The sequence below is a fragment of the Streptomyces sp. NPDC002463 genome (assembly GCF_042889835.1).
Classification (GTDB): Bacteria; Actinomycetota; Actinomycetes; order Streptomycetales; family Streptomycetaceae; genus Streptomyces; species Streptomyces nymphaeiformis.
Map to the genome: position 1 here is coordinate 315,095 of NZ_JBIARL010000010.1, position 23,425 is coordinate 338,519.

17 protein-coding genes are annotated in these 23,425 nt (G+C 72.5%); 3 read left to right on the forward strand and 14 right to left on the reverse strand.

The window, feature by feature from the left end; genetic code table 11:
- Positions 1–177: 177 nt before the first annotated feature.
- From ACFYX3_RS22200 to ACFYX3_RS22240, 9 genes are all read right to left on the reverse strand, one after another.
- Positions 178–1,395, reverse strand: a complete 1,218-nt coding sequence (locus ACFYX3_RS22200; RefSeq protein ID WP_389015904.1) for a pseudouridine synthase — start codon at positions 1,393–1,395, stop codon at positions 178–180.
- Complete coding sequence (gene scpB / locus ACFYX3_RS22205; RefSeq protein WP_376593934.1) at positions 1,395–1,952, reverse strand: SMC-Scp complex subunit ScpB; 558 nt, start codon at positions 1,950–1,952, stop codon at positions 1,395–1,397. The genes ACFYX3_RS22200 and scpB overlap by 1 nt, the downstream gene beginning before the upstream one ends.
- A 32-nt stretch (positions 1,953–1,984) precedes the next feature.
- Positions 1,985–3,076 (reverse strand): segregation/condensation protein A, encoded by a 1,092-nt coding sequence (locus ACFYX3_RS22210; RefSeq protein ID WP_389015907.1) that lies wholly within the window; start codon positions 3,074–3,076, stop codon positions 1,985–1,987.
- Positions 3,077–3,121: 45 nt separating this feature from the next.
- Entirely contained in the window at positions 3,122–3,610 is a 489-nt protein-coding gene (locus ACFYX3_RS22215; RefSeq protein WP_389015980.1) for a hypothetical protein, read from the reverse strand.
- Positions 3,607–4,632: a ParA family protein gene (locus ACFYX3_RS22220; protein ID WP_030212665.1), complete on the reverse strand. Its 1,026-nt coding sequence runs from the start codon at positions 4,630–4,632 to the stop codon at positions 3,607–3,609. Before ACFYX3_RS22220 ends, ACFYX3_RS22215 begins: the two co-directional genes overlap by 4 nt.
- Positions 4,633–5,093: 461 nt before the next feature.
- On the reverse strand, positions 5,094–6,209 hold the full coding sequence (gene ald / locus ACFYX3_RS22225; protein WP_389015910.1) for an alanine dehydrogenase: 1,116 nt from the start codon (positions 6,207–6,209) through the stop codon (positions 5,094–5,096).
- 146 nt (positions 6,210–6,355) lie between these two features.
- On the reverse strand, positions 6,356–8,341 hold the full coding sequence (locus ACFYX3_RS22230; RefSeq protein WP_389015913.1) for an AAA family ATPase: 1,986 nt from the start codon (positions 8,339–8,341) through the stop codon (positions 6,356–6,358).
- Between the two features lie 225 nt (positions 8,342–8,566).
- Positions 8,567–9,196 (reverse strand): NUDIX domain-containing protein, encoded by a 630-nt coding sequence (locus tag ACFYX3_RS22235; protein WP_389015916.1) that lies wholly within the window; start codon positions 9,194–9,196, stop codon positions 8,567–8,569.
- A gap of 81 nt (positions 9,197–9,277) precedes the next feature.
- Complete coding sequence (locus ACFYX3_RS22240) at positions 9,278–10,927, reverse strand: CTP synthase (protein ID WP_352024703.1); 1,650 nt, start codon at positions 10,925–10,927, stop codon at positions 9,278–9,280.
- Between the two features lie 435 nt (positions 10,928–11,362).
- Between ACFYX3_RS22240 and ACFYX3_RS22245 the strand changes: the two genes are divergently transcribed.
- Together ACFYX3_RS22245 and ACFYX3_RS22250 are read left to right on the forward strand one after the other, a co-directional pair.
- Positions 11,363–13,165: a glycoside hydrolase family 15 protein gene (locus ACFYX3_RS22245; RefSeq protein ID WP_376593920.1), complete on the forward strand. Its 1,803-nt coding sequence runs from the start codon at positions 11,363–11,365 to the stop codon at positions 13,163–13,165.
- A 69-nt stretch (positions 13,166–13,234) separates the two neighbouring features.
- On the forward strand, positions 13,235–14,617 hold the full coding sequence (locus ACFYX3_RS22250) for an FAD-binding oxidoreductase (protein WP_389015920.1): 1,383 nt from the start codon (positions 13,235–13,237) through the stop codon (positions 14,615–14,617).
- A 7-nt stretch (positions 14,618–14,624) separates the two neighbouring features.
- On the opposite strand, the gene ACFYX3_RS22255 is transcribed toward ACFYX3_RS22250, so the two are convergent.
- Positions 14,625–16,259 (reverse strand): FAD-dependent oxidoreductase, encoded by a 1,635-nt coding sequence (locus tag ACFYX3_RS22255; protein ID WP_389015923.1) that lies wholly within the window; start codon positions 16,257–16,259, stop codon positions 14,625–14,627.
- 25 nt (positions 16,260–16,284) lie between these two features.
- Positions 16,285–17,829, reverse strand: a complete 1,545-nt coding sequence (locus ACFYX3_RS22260; protein WP_376593917.1) for an APC family permease — start codon at positions 17,827–17,829, stop codon at positions 16,285–16,287.
- A 161-nt stretch (positions 17,830–17,990) separates the two neighbouring features.
- On the opposite strand from ACFYX3_RS22260, the gene ACFYX3_RS22265 reads away from it, so the two are divergent.
- Positions 17,991–19,613, forward strand: coding sequence for a PucR family transcriptional regulator (locus ACFYX3_RS22265; protein WP_116161741.1), 1,623 nt, complete (start codon positions 17,991–17,993; stop codon positions 19,611–19,613).
- A gap of 52 nt (positions 19,614–19,665) precedes the next feature.
- Here the strand turns inward: ACFYX3_RS22265 and ACFYX3_RS22270 are convergent, their stop codons facing one another.
- From ACFYX3_RS22270 to recN, 3 genes are all read right to left on the reverse strand, one after another.
- On the reverse strand, positions 19,666–20,745 hold the full coding sequence (locus ACFYX3_RS22270) for a glycosyltransferase family 4 protein (protein ID WP_116161740.1): 1,080 nt from the start codon (positions 20,743–20,745) through the stop codon (positions 19,666–19,668).
- Between the two features lie 170 nt (positions 20,746–20,915).
- Positions 20,916–21,650, reverse strand: coding sequence for a hypothetical protein (locus tag ACFYX3_RS22275; protein ID WP_389015928.1), 735 nt, complete (start codon positions 21,648–21,650; stop codon positions 20,916–20,918).
- On the reverse strand, positions 21,647–23,389 hold the full coding sequence (gene recN, locus ACFYX3_RS22280) for a DNA repair protein RecN (protein ID WP_376593914.1): 1,743 nt from the start codon (positions 23,387–23,389) through the stop codon (positions 21,647–21,649). The genes ACFYX3_RS22275 and recN overlap by 4 nt, the downstream gene beginning before the upstream one ends.
- Between the last annotated feature and the right edge of the window lie 36 nt (positions 23,390–23,425).

Sequence of the window (23,425 nt, forward strand, 5' to 3'; positions counted from 1 at the left end):
ACCTGATCCACCCCCGTGGGTCCAGGTCCACCGGCTGTACACGGCGGGGCTCACCTCCGATCTCTCTTTAAGAGTCACCTTGACTATAAAGCGGTCGGACGGTCGGCCACAAGGCCCGGACGCGACGAAGCCCGTGACCGCCGGGCGGTCACGGGCTTCGTCGTACGGCAGGGGGCCTTACATGCCGACTTCCTTCATCAGCATGCCGACCTCCGTGTTGGTCAGGCGGCGCAGCCAGCCCGACTTCTGGTCGCCCAGGGCGATCGGGCCGAAGGCGGTGCGGACCAGCTTCTCGACCGGGAAGCCCGCCTCGGCGAGCATCCGGCGCACGATGTGCTTGCGGCCCTCGTGCAGGGTGACCTCGACGAGGTAGTTCTTGCCGGTCTGCTCGACGACGCGGAAGTGGTCGGCGCGGGCGTACCCGTCCTCCAGCTCGATGCCGTCCTTGAGGCGCCGGCCGACCTCGCGGGGCAGCGGGCCGGTGATGGCGGCGAGGTAGGTCTTCTTCACGCCGTACTTCGGGTGCGTGAGGCGGTGGGCCAGCTCGCCGTGGTTGGTGAGCAGGATGATGCCCTCGGTCTCCGTGTCGAGCCGGCCGACGTGGAAGAGCCGGGTCTCGCGGTTGGTGACGTAGTCGCCGAGGCACTGGCGGCCGTCCGGGTCCTCCATGGTGGAGACGACGCCGGAGGGCTTGTTCAGCGCGAAGAACAGGTACGACTGGGTGGCGACGGTCAGGCCGTCCACCTTGATCTCGTCCTTCTCCGGGTCGACGCGCATGCCCTGCTCGAGGACGATCTCGCCGTTGACCTCGACGCGGGCCTGCTCGATGAGCTCCTCGCAGGCGCGCCGCGAACCCATGCCGGCGCGGGCGAGGACCTTCTGCAGCCGCTCGCCCTCCTGCTCGGCGCCGGGGAAGGTCTTGGGGAGCTTGATCTCGGGCTTGCCGGCGTACCGCTCCCGGTTGCGCTCCTCCGTGCGGGCGTCGTACTCGCGCGAGCGGGCGGGCGCCGTACGGCCGCCGCCGCGCTGCGGGGACTGCCGGGGGCCGCCCTTGGCGCCACCGCGCGCGGCCGTGCCCCGGCCGCGCTTGGGGCCCTCGGAGGAGCCGCCGGGGCTGTAGCGCTCGTCGTAGGTGCGCTCCTCCGGGCGCGCCTTGCGCGAGCCGGCGCCGGTCGGCCGGCCGCCGCCCTGGCCGGGACGCCCGCCGCCCTGGCCCGGACGTCCGCCCTGGCCCTGCCGGTCGTCGCGGCTGTTGCCGGCGCCGCGGTAGTTCCCGCGCCCGCCGCCACCGCCGCTGTTGCCGCGGCCGCCGCCGCTGCCGCCGCGGCCGCCGCTGTTGCCACCACGGCTCCCGCCGTTGTTTCCGCTGCTGTTCCTGCCGCTGCTGCTTCGCATCAAAGTTCCGTCTTGTCGTCTACGTCTGCGTCCGGGTCGAACGACGGGACGCCTTCCAGGGAGTCCGGCTCGACCGCCTCGGCCTCGGGGAGGAAGGGGGCTAGCTCGGGGAGTTCGTCCAGGCCGCGCAGGCCCATCCGCTCCAGGAAGTAGTTCGTCGTCCTGTACAGGATCGCACCTGTTTCGGGTTCCGCGCCCGCCTCCTCCACGAGACCCCGCTGGAGGAGGGTCCGCATCACGCCGTCGCAGTTGACTCCGCGGACGGCCGAGACCCGGGAGCGGCTGACGGGCTGGCGGTACGCGACGACCGCGAGGGTCTCGAGGGCCGCCTGGGTGAGCCGGGCCTGCTGGCCCTCCAGGACGAAGGCCTCGACGGCCGGGGCGAAGGCGGCGCGGGTGTAGTAGCGCCAGCCGCCGGCCACCCGGCGCAGCTCGAAGCCGCGGCCCTGGGCGGTGTACTCGTCGGCCAGCTCGTGCAGGGCGTCGGCGACCTCGCTCGGGGTGCGCTCCAGGACCTTGGCGAGGTGGGCCTCGGTGGCGGGCTCGTCGACGACCATGAGGACGGCTTCGAGGGCGGGCTTGAGGTCGCTCACGCGAGGGCCTCCTGGTCGAATTCGTCGGTCACGGCCGCGGACGGGTCGCTCTCGCCGCCGGTCCAGGAGACCGTGAGGTCCCCGAGGGCGGTCTCCTGGTCGAGGGCGACGGCCTTCTCCCGGTAGAGCTCCAGGAGGGCGAGGAAGCGGGCCACGACGGTGAGGGTGTCGCCGGCGTCCTCGATCAGCTCCCGGAAGACGGCCGACCCGCGCTCGCGGAGCAGCGCGACGACCACCGCGGCCTGGTCCCGGACGCTGACGAGCGGGGCGTGGATGTGGTCCACGTACACCTGGGGCTCGGCCTTGGGCTGCATGGCCTTGGCGGCGAGCCTGGCGAAGCCCTCGGCGCCGATGGAGATGACGACCTCGGGGAGCAGCTCGGCGTGGTGCGGTTCGAGTCCGACGGTACGGGGGTGGCGGTGGCTCTCGGCCTCCCAGCGCTCCTCGAAGATCTCCGCGATGCGTTTGTACGCGCGGTACTGGAGGAGGCGGGCGAAGAGCAGGTCCCGGGCCTCCAGGAGGGCGAGGTCGGCCTCGTCCTCCACCTCGGCGGCGGGGAGCAGCCGGGCGGCCTTCAGGTCGAGCAGGGTGGCGGCGACGACGAGGAACTCGGTGGTCTGGTCGAGGTCCCCGTCGGGCCCGAGGGCCTTCAGGTGCGCCATGAACTCGTCGGTGACCCGGGAGAGGGCGACCTCGGTGACGTCGAGCTTGTGCTTGGTGATCAGCTGGAGGAGCAGATCGAAGGGCCCCTCGAAGTTGGCCAGCCGCACGGTGAACCGGCCGTCCCCGCCGTCGGGAGCGTCGGCCGCCTCAGGGGCCTCGCCCGTATCCGGGGCCTCACCCGCCTCGGGGGCGTCGGGCACCTCCAGGACCTCGGCCGCCTCGGGGGCCTCCGGGACCGCGGGCACCTCCAGGGCCTCGGGAGCCTCAGGGGCCCGGGACACCTCCGGAAGCGCGGGCGGCTCAGGGGCCTCCAGGACCTCCGGGGCCGGCGCGGCCGGCGTCGCCGGGTCCGCCGTCTCGCCCGGGCCGCGGCCCAGGGGGCGGCGGCCCGGCGGGCGGGACGTTTCGTCAGAGGCGTGGTGCATGGGGGTCCAGGGGGAACGAGGAGAACGGCAGCCCGCAGGCTACCGTCAGCGGCCGCGCAGGCGGCGGACGAGGATGCTCGCGTCGCCGCGGGACTCCAGGTCCGCCAGGACGACCGCGACGGCCTCCCGGACGATCCGCCCCCGGTCGACGGCGAGACCGTGCTCGCCCCGCAGCACGAGCCGGGCGTGCTCCAGGTCCATCAGCTCCTCGGCGGAGACGTAGACCGTGATCTTCTCGTCGTGGCGCTCGCGGCCGCTGGGCCGCCGGTTCGCGGTGCGGCCGCCGCGTCGCCGGGCCGCCGCCTGGGCGGGCACCGGGGCGCCGGGCGCGGCCTTGGAGGCCGGTCCCTCGGGCTCGGCCGTCCGGGCCCGCGGTTCCGCGGCCTCGGAGTCCGCCGCGGTGTGCTCCGCGGAGCCCTCGGCCGCCGTGTCGCTCTCGGCGGCCGGTGCCGGGACCGCCCGGCGGGGTGCGGACGCCTGGAGCGCCGTCCCCCCGGTCGTACGGAAGAGTTCGTCGGCTCCGGGCAGACTCACTCGGCGTGACACCGGGCGAGCACCTCCCTGGCGAGCTGACGGTAGGCGGCGGCGCCCACGGAGTTGGAGGCGTACGTGGTGATGGGCTCGCCGGCGACCGTGGTCTCCGGGAAGCGCACGGTCCGCCCGATGACCGTGTGGTACACGTGGTCGTCGAAGGCCTCGACGACGCGCGCGAGGACCTCACGGCTGTGCACGGTCCGGGAGTCGTACATCGTGGCGAGGATGCCGTCGAGCTCCAGCTCGGGGTTGAGCCGCTCCTGGACCTTCTCGATGGTCTCGGTGAGCAGCGCGACTCCGCGCAGCGCGAAGAACTCGCACTCCAGCGGCACGATGACCTTGTGAGCGGCCGTCAGGGCGTTCACGGTCAGCAGGCCGAGGGAGGGCTGACAGTCGATCACGATGTAGTCGTAGTCGTTCATCAGCGGCTTCAGGGCGCGCTGGAGCGTGGACTCGCGCGCGACCTCGCTGACCAGCTGGACTTCGGCGGCCGAGAGGTCGATGTTGCTCGGCAGCAGGTCCATGTTGGGCACGGCGGTCTTGAGGAGCACCTCGTCCGCCGACATGCCCCGCTCCATGAGCAGGTTGTAGACGGTGAGGTCGAGCTCCATCGGGTTCACGCCGAGGCCGACCGACAGGGCTCCCTGCGGGTCGAAGTCGACGAGCAGCACCCGTCGTCCGTACTCGGCGAGCGCGGCGCCCAGGTTGATGGTCGACGTGGTCTTGCCGACGCCGCCCTTCTGGTTGCACATCGCGATGATCTTCGCGGGTCCGTGGTCGGTCAGCGGACCCGGGATCGGGAAGTACGGCAGGGGCCGTCCGGTGGGGCCGATCCGCTCGCGGCGCTGGCGGGCAGCGTCGGGTGCGAGGGTGGCCGCGTACTCCGGATCGGGCTCGTACTCGGCGTCGGGGTCGTAGAAGTGCCCCTCGGGCACCTCGTCGTAGGCGGCGAAGTGGGTGGACTCTCGGCCCATCTCGTTGCCGGCCGTGGCGTTCACGTGTAGGCCGTCCATCGTCTTCATCGTGTGGGCACTCGTCATGGGCTGGTGCGTCGCGAAGGTCCGCACCGCGACGGAGCCGATCGGGGCACCTGGCGCACCGCTCCCGGGAGTAAATGTCGACTCATTCACAAGTCGTCTTACCTCCTTGGATGTGACCAGGAACATTTATCGATAGGTCAGCGTGGCACCATGCCGACGGTTGGCGACTCTATGGCGTGTCACCGGTCCGCAGCAACACAATCCGCCGGACCCGGCCCGATGTGTCGGCAACCGAACACCTCTCTGTCAAGGGTGCGCAGGCATGCATCCACACGTTTCAGGGGTGTGCGAAACGGTTAAAGGGTTACGTTCGAGGCGAGTTGCCCGAACGTTTCGGCGGGCCCGCAGACACGACCGGCCGGACCTTGTCGAACAAGGTCCGGCCGGGTGCGTGATATTGACGGCACGCGTTGACGGAGACGGCGTCAACGGGCCCTCGGGGGTCAGGCCAGGAGGCTGGCCAGCTCGACGTGCTCGAGGCCGTGCGCCTCGGCGACCTCCTTGTAAACCACCTTGCCGTCATGGGTGTTGAGGCCCAGGGCGAGGGCGGCGTCGCGGCGCAGCGCCTCGACCCAGCCGTTGTTCGCCAGCGACACGATGTAGGGCAGCGTGGCGTTGGTGAGGGCGTAGGTGGAGGTGTTCGGGACGGCGCCCGGCATGTTCGCCACGCAGTAGAAGATCGAGTTGTGGACCTGGAAGGTCGGCTCGGCGTGGGTGGTCGGGTGCGAGTCCTCGAAGCAGCCGCCCTGGTCGATCGCAATGTCGACAAGGACACTTCCGGGCTTCATCTTGGCGACGAGCTCGTTGGTGACCAGCTTCGGGGCCTTGGCGCCGGGGATGAGGACGGCACCGACGACGAGGTCGGCCTCGATGACGGCCTTCTCCAGCTCGAAGGCGTTGGAGACGATCGTCTTGACCTTCGTGCCGAAGATCTTGTCGGCCTCGCGGAGCTTGTTGATGTCCTTGTCGAGCAGGGTCACGTGGAAGCCCAGGCCGATGGCGATCTGCACGGCGTTCCAGCCGGAGACGCCGCCGCCGATGACGACGCACTCGCCGGCGTGGGTGCCGGGGACGCCGCCGGGGAGGACGCCGCGGCCGCCGGCCGAGCGCATCAGGTGGTAGGCGCCGACCTGCGGGGCCAGGCGGCCCGCGACCTCGGACATCGGGGCGAGCAGCGGGAGCGCGCGGTTGGCGGTCTCGACGGTCTCGTACGCGATGGCGGTGGTGCCGGACTCCAGGAGGGCGTCCGTGCACTCCTTGGAGGCGGCGAGGTGCAGGTAGGTGAAGAGGGTCTGGTCCTTGCGGAGGCGGTGGTACTCCTCCGCGATGGGCTCCTTGACCTTGAGCAGCAGGTCGGCCGTGGCCCAGACCTCGTCGGCGGTGGCGAGGATCTCGGCGCCGGCGGCGACGTACTCCCCGTCCGTGATCGAGGAGCCGACACCGGCGTTCTGCTCGACGAAGACCTGGTGGCCGTTGCGGACGAGCTCGTGGACACCGGCGGGGGTGATGGCCACGCGGAACTCGTTGTTCTTGACCTCGCGGGGGATGCCGACCTTCATCGTCGATCACGGTCCTTGAATCGGGGGGATAACTGGGGCAATGCGATACATACCCGGATGCGCTGCGGCACACCGGGGCAGACCACGTCCGAACGCGGCTCACCCAGTCTAATGAAGGAGTTCCCCCTGTCTAGCCTTTCAAAGTACTAATCTTTGATCGACCCACTGCGGATTTCGTAGGTTTCCGATTCCGTTTCCAGCAGTCTCTCGGCCACCGACCGGTGCAGCCCGGCGGCCGCGGGGTCCCCGAGCCGGTCGAGGGTGTCGGCGAGACGCAGCTGGAGGGCGGCCTGGAGCCGGGTGTCCTGGGCGCGGCGGGCCCACTCCACCGCTTCCTCGCAGGTCCGCAGGGACTCCTCGGGTCGTCCGGCGTACTCCTGGACCCGGGCCGCCTCGCTCAACGCCCGTGCGTAGCCCGGGAGATCGGAGAGCCTCCGATAGCCGGCCGCGGCGGCGCGCCAGCTCCGCAGGGCCTCCCCGTACCGCCCCGCATAGGTCTGCACGGCTCCCAGGCGGGCGTACAGCCGGGCCTGGTCGGCGCGCTCGTCCCGGGCGAGGCGCTGGGCGAGCGCCCGCCCGTACCAGTCGCCGGCCCGCTGCCAGTCCCCCAGCTCCTGATACGAGCCACCTACGGATTCCATTGCGCGACCGGTTGCATACGGGTCATTTGCTTTGCGTCCGGCATCCAAGGCCGACCGATATCGCAGCAGGGCGTCCTTCGTCCTGCCGGTCCTCGCATCCAGATCGGCCAGGTTGAGCAGGGCGGCGGCCCGCTCACGGTGCAGCCCGCGCCGCTCGGCCACGTCCAGGACCAGCCGGTGCAGGCCGTACAGCTCGGGGGCGGCGGCCTCGGCGCCCCGGTGCGCGGCGAGCGCCCGGACGAGCGAGGCGACGAGCCGGCGGGCCAGCGTGTCGAGCTCCCCGTCGGCGACGGCGAGCCGGGCGGAGGCGAGGAGCACGGCCTGCCGGGAGTCCAGCCAGGCCGCGGCCGCCGCCACGCCCGGGAAACGCAGGGCGCGCGGCAGGCCGGCCAGTTTCCGGCGGGCGGGCGAGCCCTCTGGTTCGGTGACCGCACGGCAGGACTGGAGGAGCCGTACGGTCCGCTCCAGCATCCGGGCCCGGGCGAGCTGCACCTCGGCGGGCCGGTCGTGCTCCTCCAGCTGAGCACGAAGGAGGGGGACGAGGTGCGCGCGCACCTCGTACTGTCCGTCCTCGCCGCCCGAGACCAGCCCCAGGGCGGCGAAGTCGGCGAGGGTCGTCGCGGCCGCCGAGACCGAGCAGCCGGCCAGGGCGGAGGCGGTGTGGGCGTCGGCCCGGCCCAGCGGGGCGAGGGCGAGGAATCGCAGTATCCGGGCGGCGGTGGCGGGCAGCGCCTCGTGCGCGAGCAGGAAGGCCCGGGTGAGGGGATCGCCGCTCAGTCCGCGCAGCCGCTTGGCGAGGTCGGCGACGGAGGCCTTCGGCTGTACGGACAGCCAGCCGCCGGCGAGGACGACCGCGGCGGGCAGTCCTCCGCACTCCTCGACGAGGGTCTCGGCGGCCTGCGGGTCGACGGTGATGCGGACGGAGCCGGTGAAGGAGGTCAGCAGCTCGATGGCCGACTTGGGGTCGAGCCCGCCGAGAGTGCAGGGCCGCACGTCGGGGATGCCGGTGAGCGGCCCACGGGCGACCCCGACGACCAGGGCGTCGGGATTGTCGGGGATCAACGGATCGGCCTGCTCGGCGTCGACGGCGTCGTCGAGGACGAGGACGGCGCGACGGTCGGCGAGGGCGTTCCGGACCAGCTCCGTCAGCTCGTCCTCCCCCGCCCCCGGGGGTTCGGCGACCCCCAGCGCGGCGAGGAGCTCCTGCGCGACCCGGGCGGTGGGGACGGGGTCGCCGCCGGGCTCGGTGAGCCGGGCGCGGAAGACCCCGTCGGGGTAGCGGTCGGCGAGCCCGGCGGCCAGCTCCTCGGCGAGAGCCGTCCGTCCGGAGCCGGGCTTGCCGGCGATGAGCAGGACCCGGGCGCGGGGCGCCTTGCGGCCGGTGAGGGTGTCGAGGCCGGTCCGCTCGATGTCGGCGCGCAGGGCCTTCAACTCCCGCTGCCGACCGAAGAACCGCCGGCTGCCGGCCGCCGCCACAGCCTGATCCGTCACGGGCCACGCTCCCGTCCACCTGCGCACGAGCCGATCCCGCGGGGGACTCCGCACGGGCGATTCCGAGCGTAGTTCAGCCCAGGAGGCGCTCCCGGCGGAGCACGACGAAGCTTTCCCCCGATCGGATCAGCAGATCGTCACACCGCCACCCGTTGCGGTCCCGCGCCCCGCCGTTGTGGGCATGCGTTCCGCCGGGGCGATTGCCCACACGGGGGGGCCGAGGGCCTAGCCCTCGAAGGGCCTTGCCGGCCACGGGGCGTCCGCCGGGCGGAGGGCCTCCAGGCCGCCCGCGGCCGCCCGCGCCGCCGCCAGCGAAAGCACCCCCACCACCAGGCAGTTGTTGTGCAGCTCGCCCGCGAGGACGCCGCGCACGAGCTCGCCCACCGGCACCCGCGCGAGCTCCATGTCCGCCTCCTCCTCGGAGACCTCGAACCGCTCGCCCTCCGCCTCCGCGAGGCCCCGCGCCAGGAAGATCCGTACGGCCTCGTCGCAGCCGCCGGGCGTGGTGTAGACGTCCGTCAGGACCCGCCAGTCCTCCGCCTTGACGTGCGCCTCCTCGTACAGCTCGCGCTGGGCGGCGTGCAGCGGGTTCTCGCCGGGCACGTCGAGGAGTCCGGCGGGGATCTCCCAGAGCTTCTGCCGCACGGGGTGCCGGTACTGGCGGAGGACGACGACGCGGTCCTCCTCGTCGAGGGCGAGGACGGCGACCGAGCCGGGGTGGACCTGGTAGTCACGGCGGTGGACCGAGCCGTCGGGCATGACCACGTCGTCCGTGCGGACACTCGTCTTGTTGCCCTTGAAGGGGGTGGCGGTGGCGACGACCTGCCATTCCTCGGGGGTGTCCTGCACGCGCATCAGCAGTAGTCCTCTCGTACGAAAACCGGGGTACGGGTCCCGGAAAGGGACTCGTACCCCGGCAACGTTAACGCCAGAGGACTACTTGCCCGTCTTGCGCTCCACGGCCGCCTTCACCAGGCCCGCGAAGAGCGGGTGCGGGCGGGTCGGGCGGGACTTGAGCTCCGGGTGCGCCTGCGTGGCGACCAGGTAGGGGTGGACGTCCTTCGGGTACTCGACGAACTCGACGAGCTTGTTGTCCGGGGACGTGCCGGAGAAGACCAGGCCGGCCTTCTTCTCCAGCTCCGCGCGGTACGCGTTGTTCACCTCGTAGCGGTGACGGTGGCGCTCCTCGACGTACGGCTCGTCGCCGTAGGTCTCGCGGACGACCGAGCCCTCGGCGAGCTTCGCCGGGTAGAGGCCCAGGCGCATCGTTCCGCCCAGGTCGCCCGCGCCCTCGACGTACGCCAGCTGCTCCTCCATCGTGGAGACGACGGGGTGCGCGGTGGCCGGGTCGAACTCGGTGGAGTTGGCCTCGGGGATGTCGGCCAGGTTCCGGGCGGCCTCGATCACGATGCACTGCAGGCCGAGGCAGATGCCGAGCAGCGGCACCTTGTTCTCGCGGGCGTACTGGATCGCGCCGACCTTGCCGGACACACCGCGGTCGCCGAAGCCGCCGGGGATGAGGATGCCGTCGACGTCGCCGAGGTGCTTCGCGGCGCCCGCCGGGGTCTTGCAGTCGTCGGAGGTGACCCACTTGACCTTGACCCGGGCGCGGTTGGCGAAGCCGCCGGCGCGCATGGCCTCGGTGACCGACAGGTAGGCGTCGGGCAGGTCGATGTACTTGCCGACGAGCGCGACGGTGACCTCGTGCTCCGGGTTGTGGACGCGGTCCAGGAGGTCCTCCCAGACGGTCCAGTCCACGTCGCGGAAGGGCAGGTCGAGCTTGCGGACGACGTAGGCGTCCAGGCCCTCGGTGTGCAGCACCTTCGGGATGTCGTAGATCGACGGGGCGTCGATGGCGGCGACGACCGCGGCCTCGTCGACGTCGCACATCAGCGAGATCTTGCGCTTGATGGCGGTCGGGACCTCGCGGTCGGCGCGCAGCACGATCGCGTCGGGCTGGATGCCGATGTTGCGCAGGGCGGCGACGGAGTGCTGGGTCGGCTTGGTCTTCAGCTCGCCGGAGGGGCCGATGTAGGGCAGCAGCGAGATGTGCACGACGAAGACGTTGTCGCGGCCGACCTCGTGGCGGACCTGGCGGACGGTCTCCAGGAAGGGCAGCGACTCGATGTCGCCGACCGTGCCGCCGACCTCGGTGATGACGACGTCGACGTCGTCGGTCGCCATGCGGCGGATGCGGCCCTTGATCTCGTTGGTGATGTGCGGGATGACCTGCACGGTGTCGCCGAGGTACTCGCCGCGCCGCTCCTTGGCGATGACCTGCGAGTAGACCTGGCCGGTGGTGACGTTGGCCGAGCCGTCGAGGTCGACGTCGAGGAAGCGCTCGTAGTGGCCGATGTCCAGGTCGGTCTCGGCGCCGTCGTTGGTGACGAACACCTCACCGTGCTGGAAGGGGTTCATCGTGCCCGGGTCGACGTTCAGGTACGGGTCGAGCTTCTGCATCGTGACCCGCAGTCCGCGGGCCTTGAGGAGCGCACCCAGGCTGGAGGCGGTGAGGCCCTTGCCGAGGGAGGAGGCGACACCCCCGGTGACGAAGATGTGCTTGGTCGTCGTGGTGTTGGGCGGCATCGCCAAGAGGGGGCTCCCGTGGTCGCGTTCTGGAGGTGCGTACCGGCGTCCCCTCCGGAAGAATCGGGGGGTGCCGTCGCTGCGGTTTCGGTGTCCTCGGCTGTCGCCGTTTCCCACCGGTCCACGGGGTACCAGGGTATCAGCGACATCGGGAGACCGCTTCCGGCCACACGCGGCAGTCGGGTGTTCACGGACGGCGACGGGGCCGTCGGGGAGGGGGAAGCCGCAGCTCACCCGGGTGGAGCAGCGCGCCCGCCCGTGTGATCACTCCGGGCAGGGGGCCGCGACGTATTCTGCTCGGACATCGCCCGCCCGATCGGTCGGCGCATCCCGCACACTGGCCTGGTCGACCCTTCGCGCACATCACGCACATCACGCACATCCGTAGCAAGCGCCCCACGGGGCGGACGTGGCCGTACGACTGGAGTGAAGCACGTGGCCGGGCGTATCGAGGATTACGCACTCATCGGAGACATGCAGACGGCCGCCCTGGTCTGCCGGGACGGCAGCGTGGACTGGCTGTGTCTCCCCCGCTTCGACTCGCACGCGATCTTCGCCGGGTTGCTCGGCACCGAGGAGCACGGGTTCTGGCGGGTGGGCCCGGCGGGTCCGGCGGACGCCGAGCCTGCCCCCGCCGACCGGCGCCGCTACCGCGGCGACTCGCTGATCCTGGAGTCCGAGTGGGACACCCCGCGCGGCACGGTCCGGGTGACGGACTTCATGCCGCCGCGCGACGGCGCGCCGCAGCTGATCCGGATCGTCGAGGGCGTCTCGGGCCGGGTGCGGATGCGTTCCTCGCTGCGGATGCGGTTCAGCTACGGCCGGATCGTGCCCTGGGTCCACAAGGTCGGGGAGCGCACGGTCGCGGTCGCCGGCCCCGACTCGGTGTGGATCGACACCGAGGCGGAGACCCACGGCAAGGACCTGACGACGTACTCCGACTTCACCGTGACGCCCGGCGAGCGGATCACGTTCACGCTCTCCTGGCAGCCCTCGCACAAGGAGCCGCCCGCGCTGCCGGACCCGGAGGGTTCGCTCGAGGCGACGGCCGACTTCTGGCGCGAGTGGGTCGAGCACTGCACGTACCACGGCCCCTACCGGGAGGCCGTGATCCGCTCGCTGATCACTCTGAAGGCGCTGACGTACGCGCCGACCGGCGGAATCGTCGCCGCGCCGACGACCTCGCTGCCGGAGGAGATCGGCGGCGTCCGGAACTGGGACTACCGCTACACCTGGCTGCGGGACGCGGCGATCACCCTGTCCTCGCTGCTCCGCACCGGCTACCGGGAGGAGGCCCGCGCCTGGCGCGACTGGCTGCTGCGCGCGGTGGCGGGCGACCCGGAGAACCTGCAGATCATGTACGGCATCGCGGGCGAGCGGGAGCTCGGCGAGGCCGAGCTCGACTGGCTCCCGGGGTACGAGAACTCCGGCCCGGTCCGGGTCGGCAACGGCGCGGCGAACCAGCTCCAGCTGGACGTCTACGGCGAGGTCGCGGAGGCCCTGCACCTCGGGCACATGACGGGTCTCTCCCGCAACGACTACGCCTCCCTGCTCCAGATCAAGCTGATCAACTACCTGGAGACGCACTGGGACCAGCCCGACGAGGGCATCTGGGAGGTCCGCGGCCCGCGCCGCCACTTCGTCCACTCGAAGGTGATGGCCTGGGTGGCCGTCGACCGCACGATCAAGCTGATCGAGTCCGGGGACGCCGACGGCCCGCTGGAGCGCTGGCAGGCGCTGCGCGACGACATCCACCGGGACGTCTGCGAGAAGGGCTACGACAAGGACCGGAACACGTTCACGCAGTCGTACGGCTCCCAGGAGCTGGACGCCTCGCTGCTGCTGATCCCCCAGATGGGCTTCCTGCCGCCGGACGACAAGCGGGTCATCGGCACGATCGAGGCGATCCAGCGCGAGCTGTCCACGGAGGACGGCTTCGTCCTGCGCTACCCGACGGCCGGCGAGGAGTGCGGGGTGGACGGCCTGGAGGGCGACGAGGGCGCGTTCCTCGCCTGCTCCTTCTGGCTGGCGGACGACCTGGCGATGATCGGCCGCGTCGACGAGGCGCGCACGCTCTTCGAGAAGCTCCTCGCGCTCCGCAACGACCTCGGGCTGCTCGCCGAGGAGTGGGACCCGCGGCTCCAGCGGCAGGTGGGGAACTTCCCGCAGGCCTTCAGCCACGTCCCGCTGATCGACACGGCGCTGCGGCTGACGGCGAGCGGGGCGTACGGCGGCTGAGGAGCGCCCGTGGGGGCCCCGACCTACGATGAAAGGGTCCTTGTCCCCCCTCGCGAAAGGGGGGCTCCCATGGCTCCCCACATCTCCGAAAGCGCCCTGGCCGGGCTCGTCGACGACCTGGCGGGTGAGGTGATCATCCCCGGTGGTCCGGGGTACGACGAGGCGCGTGCCCTGCACAACGGCATGATCGACCGGCGCCCGTCGGTGATCGCCCAGTGCGCCACCCAGGCCGACGTGTCGAACGCGATCCTGTTCGGCCGCGAGGCCGACCTGCCGATCGCGGTGCGCGGCGGCGGGCACAGCGTCGCCGGGACCTCCATGATCGACGGCGCGCTGGTCGTCGACCTCCGCAGGATGCACGGCGTCGTCGTGGACCCGGAGGACATGACGGTACGGATCGAGGGCGGGGCGACCATGGCCCATCTGGACCACGCCTGCCAGCCGTTCCACGTGGCGACCACCGGCGGGCGGGTGTCCACCACCGGCGTCGGCGGCTTCACGCTGGGCGGCGGATCGGGCTGGCTTGAGCGGAAGTTCGGCCTGGCCAGCGACAACCTGCTCGCGGCCGACCTGATCACCGCCGAGGGCAAGCACGTCCACACGGACGCGGAGGAGAACCCGGAGCTGTTCTGGGCGCTGCACGGCGGCGGCGGCAACTTCGGCGTGGCGACCGCGCTGACGATGCGGCTGCACCCGCTGCCCCGGATGAGCATGTCGATGCTGTTCTTCCTGCCCGAGAACGCGCCCGAGGTGGTGCGGACCTTCCGCGATCTCGGGCTGAGCGCGCCCGACGAGATGGGTGGCGGCGCCATCTACCTGCCGGCGCCCCCGGAGCCGTTCATACCCGAGGAGCTGGTCGGCAAGCTGGTGTGCGGGGCGCTGTTCACGTACACCGGGCCGGTCGAGGAGCTGCGTGAGTTCGCGGCGCCGCTGTTCGCGCTGAAGCCCGTGGTGGAGATCGTCACGGACATCCCGTACGTGGACCTGCAGTCGATGATGGACGACCCGCCGGGGCTGCGGAACTACTGGTCGGCCGAGTACCTGCGGGAGTTCTCCGACGAGGCCGTGGACGTCTTCTGCGAGCGCGGCGCGGCGATCCCGGCGGGGACCGCCATCCAGCAGGTGCTGTTCCTGATGGGCGGGGCCGTGGCCGCCGGGCCCTCCGGGTATCCGCAGCCGTGGCGCACCGCGCCGTGGGCGGTGCACCCGTTCGCGACCTGGGAGGACCCGGCGCTGGACGGGCCGGCTGTGCAGTGGGTGCGCGATGTGCGGGCCGATGTGCGGCCGTGGGCGCTCGACGCGACGTATCTGAACTTCGTCGGCGCCGAGGGCGAGCAGCGGATCGTCTCCTCCTTCGGGGAGAGGAACTACCGCCGGCTCGCCACCGTGAAGGCCGCCTACGACCCCGACAACGTGTTCCGCTTCAACCAGAACATCGTGCCGGCCGGCTGACCCCGGCTCAGCGCAGCGCGGTGATCACCTCCCGGGCGGCGCGCTCGCCCTCGGTCGCGCCGCCTTCCATGAAGCCCTGGAAGTCGTACGAACAGTGCTCGCCGCCGATGTGGACGTTGCCCTGGGCGACGCCCTCGTATCCGGCGTACCGGTGGAGGTAGCCGACGGGCCAGCAGGAGTACGCGCCGAGGGAGTACGGGTTCTTGTGCCAGGCGGAGAGCTGGGCGCGGCCGGTGTACGCCCGGGAGGTGCCGGGGAAGAAGGCGTCGATGCCGGCCAGGTAGCGGGTGACCAGGTTCCTCACGTACGGGTCGGACTCGGTGGAGAACGGCCCGGCGGGGTTCAGGTTCCGGGCCAGGCTGCCGCCGCCGTACTGGAGGAGGATGCCGCCGGTGCCGCCCTGGACCTTGGTGGTGTCCCAGGTCTGCTGGACCTCGGTGTCCGTGAAGCAGTCGCCGGCGGAGACCCCGGGCCAGGGACCGGTGCCGCGCCAGGGGCGGGTGCCGAACTGCATGTTGAGCTTGGTGCAGTAGCCCATGCGCGCGTCCCGCAGGAGGTTGCGCATGAGCGGGTCGAACCCGGCCTGGGAGAGGTCGAGTTGCTGGAGGATCGGCAGCGGGACGCACAGGATCGTGTGGTCGGCGGTGACGGTCCTGGTGGCGCCCGCCTCGGTGAAGGTGAGCGTCTGGGTGCCGTCGGCGTTGGCCCGTACGGCGGTCAGGGACCAGCCCATGCGCAGGGTGCCGGGGGCGAGCGCCCCGGCGACGGCGTTCGGGAGCAGGTCGTTGCCGCCGACGACGTGGTAGCGCTCATTGGAGAGGCCCCAGACGTTGAAGTTGCCCGGATTGGTCTGGTAGCCCATGAGCAGGACGAGGGCGAGCGAGGACTGTTCGGTGGTGTCGGCGCCGTACTCGACGTTGTAGGCGACGTCGATGAACTTCCCGAGCGGTGAGGAGTGTCCGCCGGGTACGCGGCTCTCGATCCACTCGTACAGCGACATGTTGTCGAGGGCGGTGCCGGTGGGGGTGGTCTGGTTCCAGTACACCTCTCCCGCGTCGAGCAGGTCGCGGTGGAGGGCCTGGTAGACGGCGTTGAAGTCCGCGTCGGCCTGGGCCCGCGGGTAGTAGGCGCCGCCGAACCAGAGGACCTCCTCGGCCCCGTTGGGCCCGCCGCCGAGGAAGTCCTCGGTGACGAGGCCGAAGCGGCGGCAGAGTTCCAGGATCTTCTTGTGGCTGGTGTCGATCAGCTCGCCGCCGATCTCGGAGGTCTGGCCGTACGCCCAGTGGTCCCGCTGGGTGTACATGCGGCCGCCGACCCTGGACGGGTTCGCCTCGTAGAGCACCGGGCTCAGGCCGGCGTCCTGGAGGGTGAGGGCGGCGGTGAGGCCGGAGATCCCGGCACCGACGACGGCGACCCGGGCGGTGCTCTTCACGGGTGGGGTCGGGGTGACGGCCGCGGCGGGCACGGCCGAGCCGACACCGACGGCGATGCCGGCGGCGGTGGCGTACTTGAGGAGGGACCGGCGCCCGAGGGCGTCGGCTCTCAGGCCGCGCAGCTCGTCGACGGGGAGGTTCAGCCGCCGGGCGGCGGCGTGCTCGGCCGCGAGGTTCTTCAGGAGGTGCATCGGGTTGGTGCGTGCCATGGGGCGCTCCTGGAGGTGGAAGGGATCAGCTCTGGGGTACGGGGACGGTCTCCGTGCGGGTGTCGTCGGGGCGTTCGGCGGCGTCCTCCAGGACGATCCGGCCGATGATCTCGTAGCGCTCGGGCCGCTTGGCCTTGAGGTAGAAGCCGAGGCCGAGGCCGCCGAAGAAGACGGCGCCGACGATCCAGGGGATCGCCTTGAAGAAGAGGGAGTCGGCGGCGAGACCGGCTGCGGTCTCCATGTTCATGACCAGCAGGACGACGACGGCGATCATGCCGATGCCTCCGAGGAGCGGGGCCGTGAGGGTCCTGAACCAGTGCCGGTCCTCGGGGTGGTTCTTGCGGAAGTAGCCGATGACGGCGAAGGAGCAGAGGGTCTGCACGATGAGGATCGCCATCGTGCCGAGGATCGCGAGCAGCGTGTAGAGGTGGATGTACGGGTCCTCGCCGGCGAGCCAGAAGGCGGCGACGAGGGCGACGGCGATCGCGCTCTGCACGTACGAGGCGATGTACGGCGAGCCGTGCCGGGCGTGCGTCCGGCCGAGCGCCGGGTGGAGGAAGCCCTCCCGGCCGATGGCGTACAGATAGCGCGAGGCGCACTGGTGGAAGGCCATGCCGCAGGCGAAGGAGCCGGTGAGCAGTAGCCATTGGAAGGCGTCGACGGCCCAGGCGCCGATGAAGGTCTGGGTGGGAGCGAAGAACAGGTCGAGGGGGCTCGCGGACGAGGACAGCTTCACGGACCCGGCGAGCCCGTTCCCGGCGATCGTCATCCACGACACGTAGATGTAGAAGAGGCCGACGCCGATGACGGAGATCAGGGTGGCGCGCGGGATGACCCGCTTGGGGTCGCGGGACTCCTCGCCGTACATCGCGGTCGACTCGAAGCCGACCCACGACCAGAAGGCGAAGAAGAGACCGAGCCCGGCGGAGGTGCCGGTGAAGGCGTTCTTGGGGTTGACCGGCTCGACCGGGATGCCGTCGGGGCCGCCGCCTGCGATCAGGACGGCGGTGGCGACCGCGAAGAGGACGGCGATCTCCGCGACCAGCATCACCCCGAGCGCCTTGGCGGTCAGGTTGATGTCGAAGTACGACAGGACGGCGGTGACGGCCAGCATGACCGCCGCATACAGCACCCACGGCAGGTCGACGCCGAGCTGGTCGGCGACCGTGGTCTTGGCGAAGTAGGAGAAGACGCCGACGATCGAGGCCTCGAAGACGATGTACGCGAGGACGGCGAGCATGCCGGAGGCCATGCCGGCGATGCGGCCGAGGCCGTGCGAGATGTAGCCGTAGAAGGCGCCGGCGGCCGTGATCCGCTTGGCCATGGCGACGTAGCCGACCGAGAAGACGGTCAGGACGAGCGTCGCGAAGAGGTATCCGGCGGGTGCGCCGGTGCCGTTGCCGAAGCCGACGGCGATGGGGAGGTTTCCGGTCATCGCCGTGATCGGGGCGGCGGTGGCGACGGCCATGAAGACGACGCCGACGAGTCCGACCGAGTTCGCCTTGAGCCGGTGGACCTCGGGGGTGGTGTTCCCTGTCGCGGGATTCCCTGGGATGGGGTTCTCTGCCATGGGCCGAGAGGATCCTCGTGAGTGACGTAGGCCACAATCGACATGCGGTCGCACAATTCCCGCCACGGGACGACGAGTTGTCGCCCTGGTGTACGAAGTGTCCGGTCCCGTGACCGTGGGGTGATGTCGCGGAAACACGGACGCGGGTAGCGTCCGGCTCCATGGACAATCAGGGCGGGATCACCGTGCAGCGGGCCCTCGAACTCCCCGGACTGCGCGGCGGGCTCCCGGAGGTCGTGGCCGGCGCGGACCGGCTGCACCGCACGGTGCGCTGGGTGCACGCGGGCGAGGTGCCGAACATCGCGTCGCTGCTCAAGGGCGGCGAACTGCTCCTCACGACGGGCCTCGGCCTGGGCACCCGCCCGGCCGAGCAGCGGGCCTTCGTCCGCCGGCTCGCCGACCGGGGCATCGCCGCGCTCGTCGTCGAGCTGGGCCCGCGCTTCGCCCGCCTCCCGGCGACGATAGTGGAGACCGCGCGGGCGGCCGGCCTGCCGCTCGTGCAGCTCCACCGCGAGGTTCCCTTCGTCGCCGTGACGGAGGAGATCCACACCGAGATCGTCAACGGCCACTACGCCCTCCAGCGGCAGGCCGAGGAGGTCCACCGGCAGTGCACGGAGGCGCTGCTCGGCGGCGGCGGGGTCCCGCAGGTGCTGCGCATCCTCTCCGACTTCGCCGCGAACCCGGTCTTCCTGGAGACCGCCGACGGACAGCTGCTGTACGCGGCGGGCACCGAGTCCGCGCCCGCCGACCCGCTCCAGGTGTGGGACGGGCTGCGCGGTCAGCGGGCGGCCCGCGAGTCCGGCCCGCCCACCGGCACGGTCCTCGTCGACGTGCCCGGCGGCGGCCCCGGCACGGGCTCGGTGCGCGCCCGCCTCGTCCTGCTGGCGGTCTCCGGCGCCCTCTCCCCCGTGCACCGGATGGCGGCCGAGCGGGCGGCGGGACTCCTCGCGGTCGTCCTCATGCAGGCCCGCCAGGAGGAGGAGCTGGCCGCGCGCGGCCGGGGCGACTTCCTGACGGACCTCGCGGAGGGCCGCATCTCGGCGGAGGACGCACCCGCGCAGGCTCGCGTCCTCGGCTTCAAGCCCGGCGAGGGCCCCCTGCTCCCCGTGGTCATGCGCCTGGCCCCGGAACTGTCGCCCTCGGGCAACTGGGCCCTGCTGGCCCGCGCGGTCCTGGAGGAACTGTCCTCGGTGGGCGTCCCGGCCCTCCTGGGAGTCCGCCCGGTAGAAGGCCGAGTGCCCCTGCTCCTGGGCCTGCGCTCGGAAACGGAACGGACGGCGGTCGCGGACCGGGTCGCGGCGGCGCTGCGCGCGGGCGTGGAACGGGCCGGCCTGGAACGCGCCGGGGTGCACGCGCCGGTCGTCGTGGTCGGCGTCGCGGGCGGCTGGGCGGCGGCCTCGGCGGGCCTGCGGCACGCGGCGGAGACGGCGACGGCGGCGCAGGGCCTGTCGGACCTGCCCTGGTACGACGCGCGCCGCCTCGACATCGACCTGCTCCTGTGGCGGCTGCGCGACCACCCGGACCTGGCGGCCTTCGTGGACCGCGCGATCGGCCCGCTTCGGGACCATGACAAGGCGTCCCGCCCGCCGCTGCTCCCGACCCTGGAGACGTACCTGGCGCACGCGGGGCGCAAGGCGGAGACGGCCCGCGAGCTCCACCTCAACCGCCAGACGCTCTACAACCGCCTGGCCCGCATCTCCGAACTCCTCGGCACGGACCTGGACGACCCCCAGACGGTCCTGGCCCTCTCCTTGGCCCTGAGAGCCCGCCGGCACACGCCGTGACCCGGTGTGGGTGGTCGTCCCGCAGAGCGGGGCGACCACCCACGACGAAGGGCTACCGCCCCGTCAACTCGTCGTACACCGCCAGCACATGCGCGATCGTCTCGTCCTCCGTGGGCCAGGACCCCGCCTGTACCCGCCCCGCCGCCGCCAGGTCCATCCGGCGGTCCACGTCGGAGAGCAGCCCCCGCACCGCCCCCGCGAGGGCCCCCGCGTCCCCGTACGGCACCAGCTCCGCCGCGTTCCCGACGAGTTCCGGTACGCCGCCGACGGCCGTCGCGACGAGCGGCACCCCGAGCCGGAGCGCCTCCTGGGCGAGCAGGGAGCGGGCCTCCCACCGTGACGGCAGGACGGCGACGTCGGCGGCGGCGAGCAGCTCGGCGACGTCGTCCCGGCGCCCGATGAGCCGCACGGCGAGCCCCTCCTCGAAGATCCGCCGTTGCAGGAAGGCCCGTTCGCGTCCTTCCCCGGCGATGACGAGCAGCGGCTGCGGGTCGAGCTCCCGCCACTCCCGGGCCGCGTCGAGCAGCGTCCGGTACCCCCGGCCGCGTTCGAGCGCTCCGACGGCCATGAGCAGGGGCCGGTCGACGGCGCCGAGTTCGGCGCGGGCCTTGCCGTCGTGGAGGCAGACGGGCCCGCGCGCGGCGGGCACGGTGACGGGGGCGAGGCGCGCGTCCCGGGCCCCGCGCCGCCGGGCCCGGTCGACGAGCTCGGAGGAGGTGCCGAGGACGACGGTCGCGGCCCGCGCGGCCTTGCGTTCGAGGAGCCGCAGCACCCCGCCCCGCGCCCCGTCGACGTGGTTGCGGCTGTGCCAGGTGGTCACGAGCGGGGCCCGGCCGCCGCCGGCGAGCGCGAGCGCGGCCCGTACGGAGGCCTGGAGGCCGTGCGCGTGGACCACGTCCGCGCCGATGCATGCGTTGCGGAGCGCGGTGACGGTCGCGGGGTCGCCGAGGCGCGGCAGGGGCACGAAGTGCGCGCCGGCGCCCAGGTAGTCGTATGCGCGGTCGAGTTCGGCCGGGGCGCACACGGTCACCCGCACGCCCCTCTCCACCAGCCCCGAGGCAAGTGATCGGACGTGCGCGCTGCTGCCCGCGCCGCCGCCGCCCAGCACTTGGACCGTACGGAGCTGTGTCACGCGCCCAAGGATGCCAGTCCGTGCCCTCGACCGTACGCACGTTCCGGCACGGAAGTGGCGTCGTTCCGGTGTGCGGAAGGCGTACGGGCCGGGCACGCACACCACGGGTTCACCCACACGGGTGAGCGCACGGATCCCGAGCCCACTCCCCCCGCACGGCTCTCGCGCCGTCAGGCGGAAGCCGCCCGCTCTCCCCACACCGCCGCCGCGACCAACCCGGCCGCGTGCGTGGCGAGTCCGAGCCGCCCGTTGGAGCCCGCGACGGCGCTCCCGACGGCGGCACCGAGCGCATGCGCGCCCATGTCGCCGAGCATGGTCACCTCGCCGAGGTCGTCGCCGAGTACCGCCGCCGCGGCCCCCATCGGGGCGGCGGCGAGGGACCCCCGGAGGAGCCCGGGCGCGGAGAGCCCGAGCACGAGAAGGCCCGCGCGCCCCGGCCGTACGTCCACGAGGTTCACCAGGTGGGCGGTACCGGCGATGACGACGCCGGCGAGGACCTTGTCGACGGGCTTCTCCTTGAGGAGGGCCCCGGCGGCGAGCGAGGCGGCGCCGATCCCGAACAGCTTCACCGCCCCACTGGTCACCTCACCGTCCCGGAGTGCCGCCAGATGCTCCCGGAACCCCCGCCGGTGGTCACCGTGCAGATCGTCGTGGCGCCCGCACACGGCCGCCGCGGCGACGGCCAGGGCGGCGGCGGGTGCCGTGGGCAGGACGGCGACGGCCGAGCCGAAGGCGGCGGCCGGTCCGGACTGGAGCCGTACCGGCCGGCCGGCGTGGTTGGTCCGCTCCCAGCTGCCCGGGTTTCCCGGCGGCCGCCTCAGCAGCTGCCCGTACGCGGACCGGGTCGCCCCGAAGGCGACGGCGAACGTCCCGATCCGCCCGAGGGCCCCCGAGGCCACGCTCACGCGTCCGCCCGCGCCGTCGCGAGCAGCTCCTCCGCGTGGGCCCTGGCCGTCTCGGAGTCCTCCTGGCCTGCGAGCATCCGGGACAGCTCCCGGACCCGCTCCTCGCCCTCCAGGACGGTGACGCCGGAGCGGGTCACGGAGCCGTCGTTGGTCTTCTCGACGAGCAGCTGCCGGTCGGCGAAGGCCGCGACCTGCGGGAGGTGGGTGACGACCACGACCTGCGCGGACCTGGCGAGCTTGGCGAGCCGGCGGCCGATCTCCACGGCCGCCTTGCCGCCGACGCCCGCGTCGACCTCGTCGAAGAGGTACGTCGGCACCGGGTCGACCCCGGCGAAGACGACCTCCACGGCGAGCATCACCCGGGACAGCTCACCGCCGGACGCGCCCTTGGCGATGGGCCGGGGCGGGGCGCCGGGGTGCGGGGCGAGCAGCAGCTCGACCTCGTCGGCCCCGGACGGGCCGTAGGCGACCCGCCGGCCGCCGACCTCGACGCCCTCGGGGTCCTCGGTCTGGGCGATGGCGAAGGACACGCGCGCGTGGGGCATGGCGAGCGAGGCGAGTTCGGCGGTGACCGCGTCGGCGAACCGGGCGGCCGTCTCCGTACGCGCGTCGGTGAGCCGCTGCGCGAGCACGGACAGCTCGTCGCGCAGCCGGTCCCGCTCGGCGGTGAGCTCCTCGATCCGGTCGTCGTCGCCGTCGAGCTCGCCGAGCCGCCCCGCGCTCTCCTCCGCCCAGGCGAGGACGGCGTCGATGTCCTCGCCGTACTTCCTGGTCAACTGGGTGAGCAGGGCCCGCCGTTCCTCGACGGCGGCGAGCCGCAGCGGATCGGCGTCCAGGTTGTCGGCGTATCCGGCCAGCTCCTGCGCCACGTCCGACAGCAGGATGGAGATCTCGCCCATCCGGTCGGCGAGCCCGGCGAGCGCCGGGTCGTGCGACCGTACGGCCTCCAGGGCCCGGCCCGCGCCCGCGACCAGGGTGGTCGCGTCGACGGCCTCGGGGTCCTCGGGGTTGCCCGCGAGCGCGCCGTGCGCGAGCGCGGCGGCGGAGGCGAGGGCCTCGGCGTGCCCGAGCCGCTCGGCCTCGGCGGCCAGTTCGACGTCCTCGCCCGTGCGCGGCTCGACGGCCTCGATCTCGCCGAGCCCGAAGCGCAGCAGATCGGCCTCCTGGGCGCGTTCCCTGGCCCGGGTGGTGATCTCGTCCAGTTCGGCGGTGACGGCGCGCAGCCGCCGGTACGCCTCGCCGTAGGCCGCGAGCGGCACGGACACGGCCTCGCCGGCGTACCGGTCGAGGGCGCCGCGCTGCCGGGCGGGCTTGAGCAGGCCCTGCTGGTCGGTCTGGCCGTGGACGGCGACGAGCTCGTCGGCGAGCTCGGCGAGCAGCCCGACGGGCACGGAGCGCCCGCCGAGGTGGGCGCGCGAGCGTCCCTCGGCGGAGACGGTGCGGCTGACGAGGAGCACGCCCTCGTCGAGCTCGGCCCCGGCCTCCTCGGCGCGTACGGCGACGGGCGCGCTCGCGGGCACGCTGATCCGCCCCTCGACGACGGCCGAGGCCGCGCCGATCCGCACCAGGGCCGGGTCGGCTCGTCCGCCGAGCAGCAGCCCCAGGCTGGTCACGACCATGGTCTTGCCCGCACCGGTCTCACCGGTCACCGCGGTGAAGCCGGGTGACAGCTCGACCACCGCGTCGTCGATGACCCCGAGCGACCGTATCCGCATCTCCTCCAGCACGCCCCAGACCATACGAGGTTTCCCGGGTCGGATGCGACATCGCCCCCG

Coding starts and splice junctions, on each gene's coding strand:
- scpB (WP_376593934.1), bottom strand. CDS start 1,952: ATGGTCGTCGACGAGCCCGCCACCGAGGCCCACCTCGCCAAGGTCCTG.
- ACFYX3_RS22260 (WP_376593917.1), bottom strand. CDS start 17,829: ATGGCAGAGAACCCCATCCCAGGGAATCCCGCGACAGGGAACACCACC.
- ald (WP_389015910.1), bottom strand. CDS start 6,209: ATGAAGGTCGGCATCCCCCGCGAGGTCAAGAACAACGAGTTCCGCGTG.
- ACFYX3_RS22220 (WP_030212665.1), bottom strand. CDS start 4,632: ATGAAGACGATGGACGGCCTACACGTGAACGCCACGGCCGGCAACGAG.
- ACFYX3_RS22265 (WP_116161741.1), top strand. CDS start 17,991: ATGGACAATCAGGGCGGGATCACCGTGCAGCGGGCCCTCGAACTCCCC.
- ACFYX3_RS22200 (WP_389015904.1), bottom strand. CDS start 1,395: ATGCGAAGCAGCAGCGGCAGGAACAGCAGCGGAAACAACGGCGGGAGC.
- ACFYX3_RS22235 (WP_389015916.1), bottom strand. CDS start 9,196: ATGCGCGTGCAGGACACCCCCGAGGAATGGCAGGTCGTCGCCACCGCC.
- recN (WP_376593914.1), bottom strand. CDS start 23,389: ATGGTCTGGGGCGTGCTGGAGGAGATGCGGATACGGTCGCTCGGGGTC.
- ACFYX3_RS22255 (WP_389015923.1), bottom strand. CDS start 16,259: ATGGCACGCACCAACCCGATGCACCTCCTGAAGAACCTCGCGGCCGAG.
- ACFYX3_RS22210 (WP_389015907.1), bottom strand. CDS start 3,076: ATGCACCACGCCTCTGACGAAACGTCCCGCCCGCCGGGCCGCCGCCCC.
- ACFYX3_RS22250 (WP_389015920.1), top strand. CDS start 13,235: ATGGCTCCCCACATCTCCGAAAGCGCCCTGGCCGGGCTCGTCGACGAC.
- ACFYX3_RS22240 (WP_352024703.1), bottom strand. CDS start 10,927: ATGCCGCCCAACACCACGACGACCAAGCACATCTTCGTCACCGGGGGT.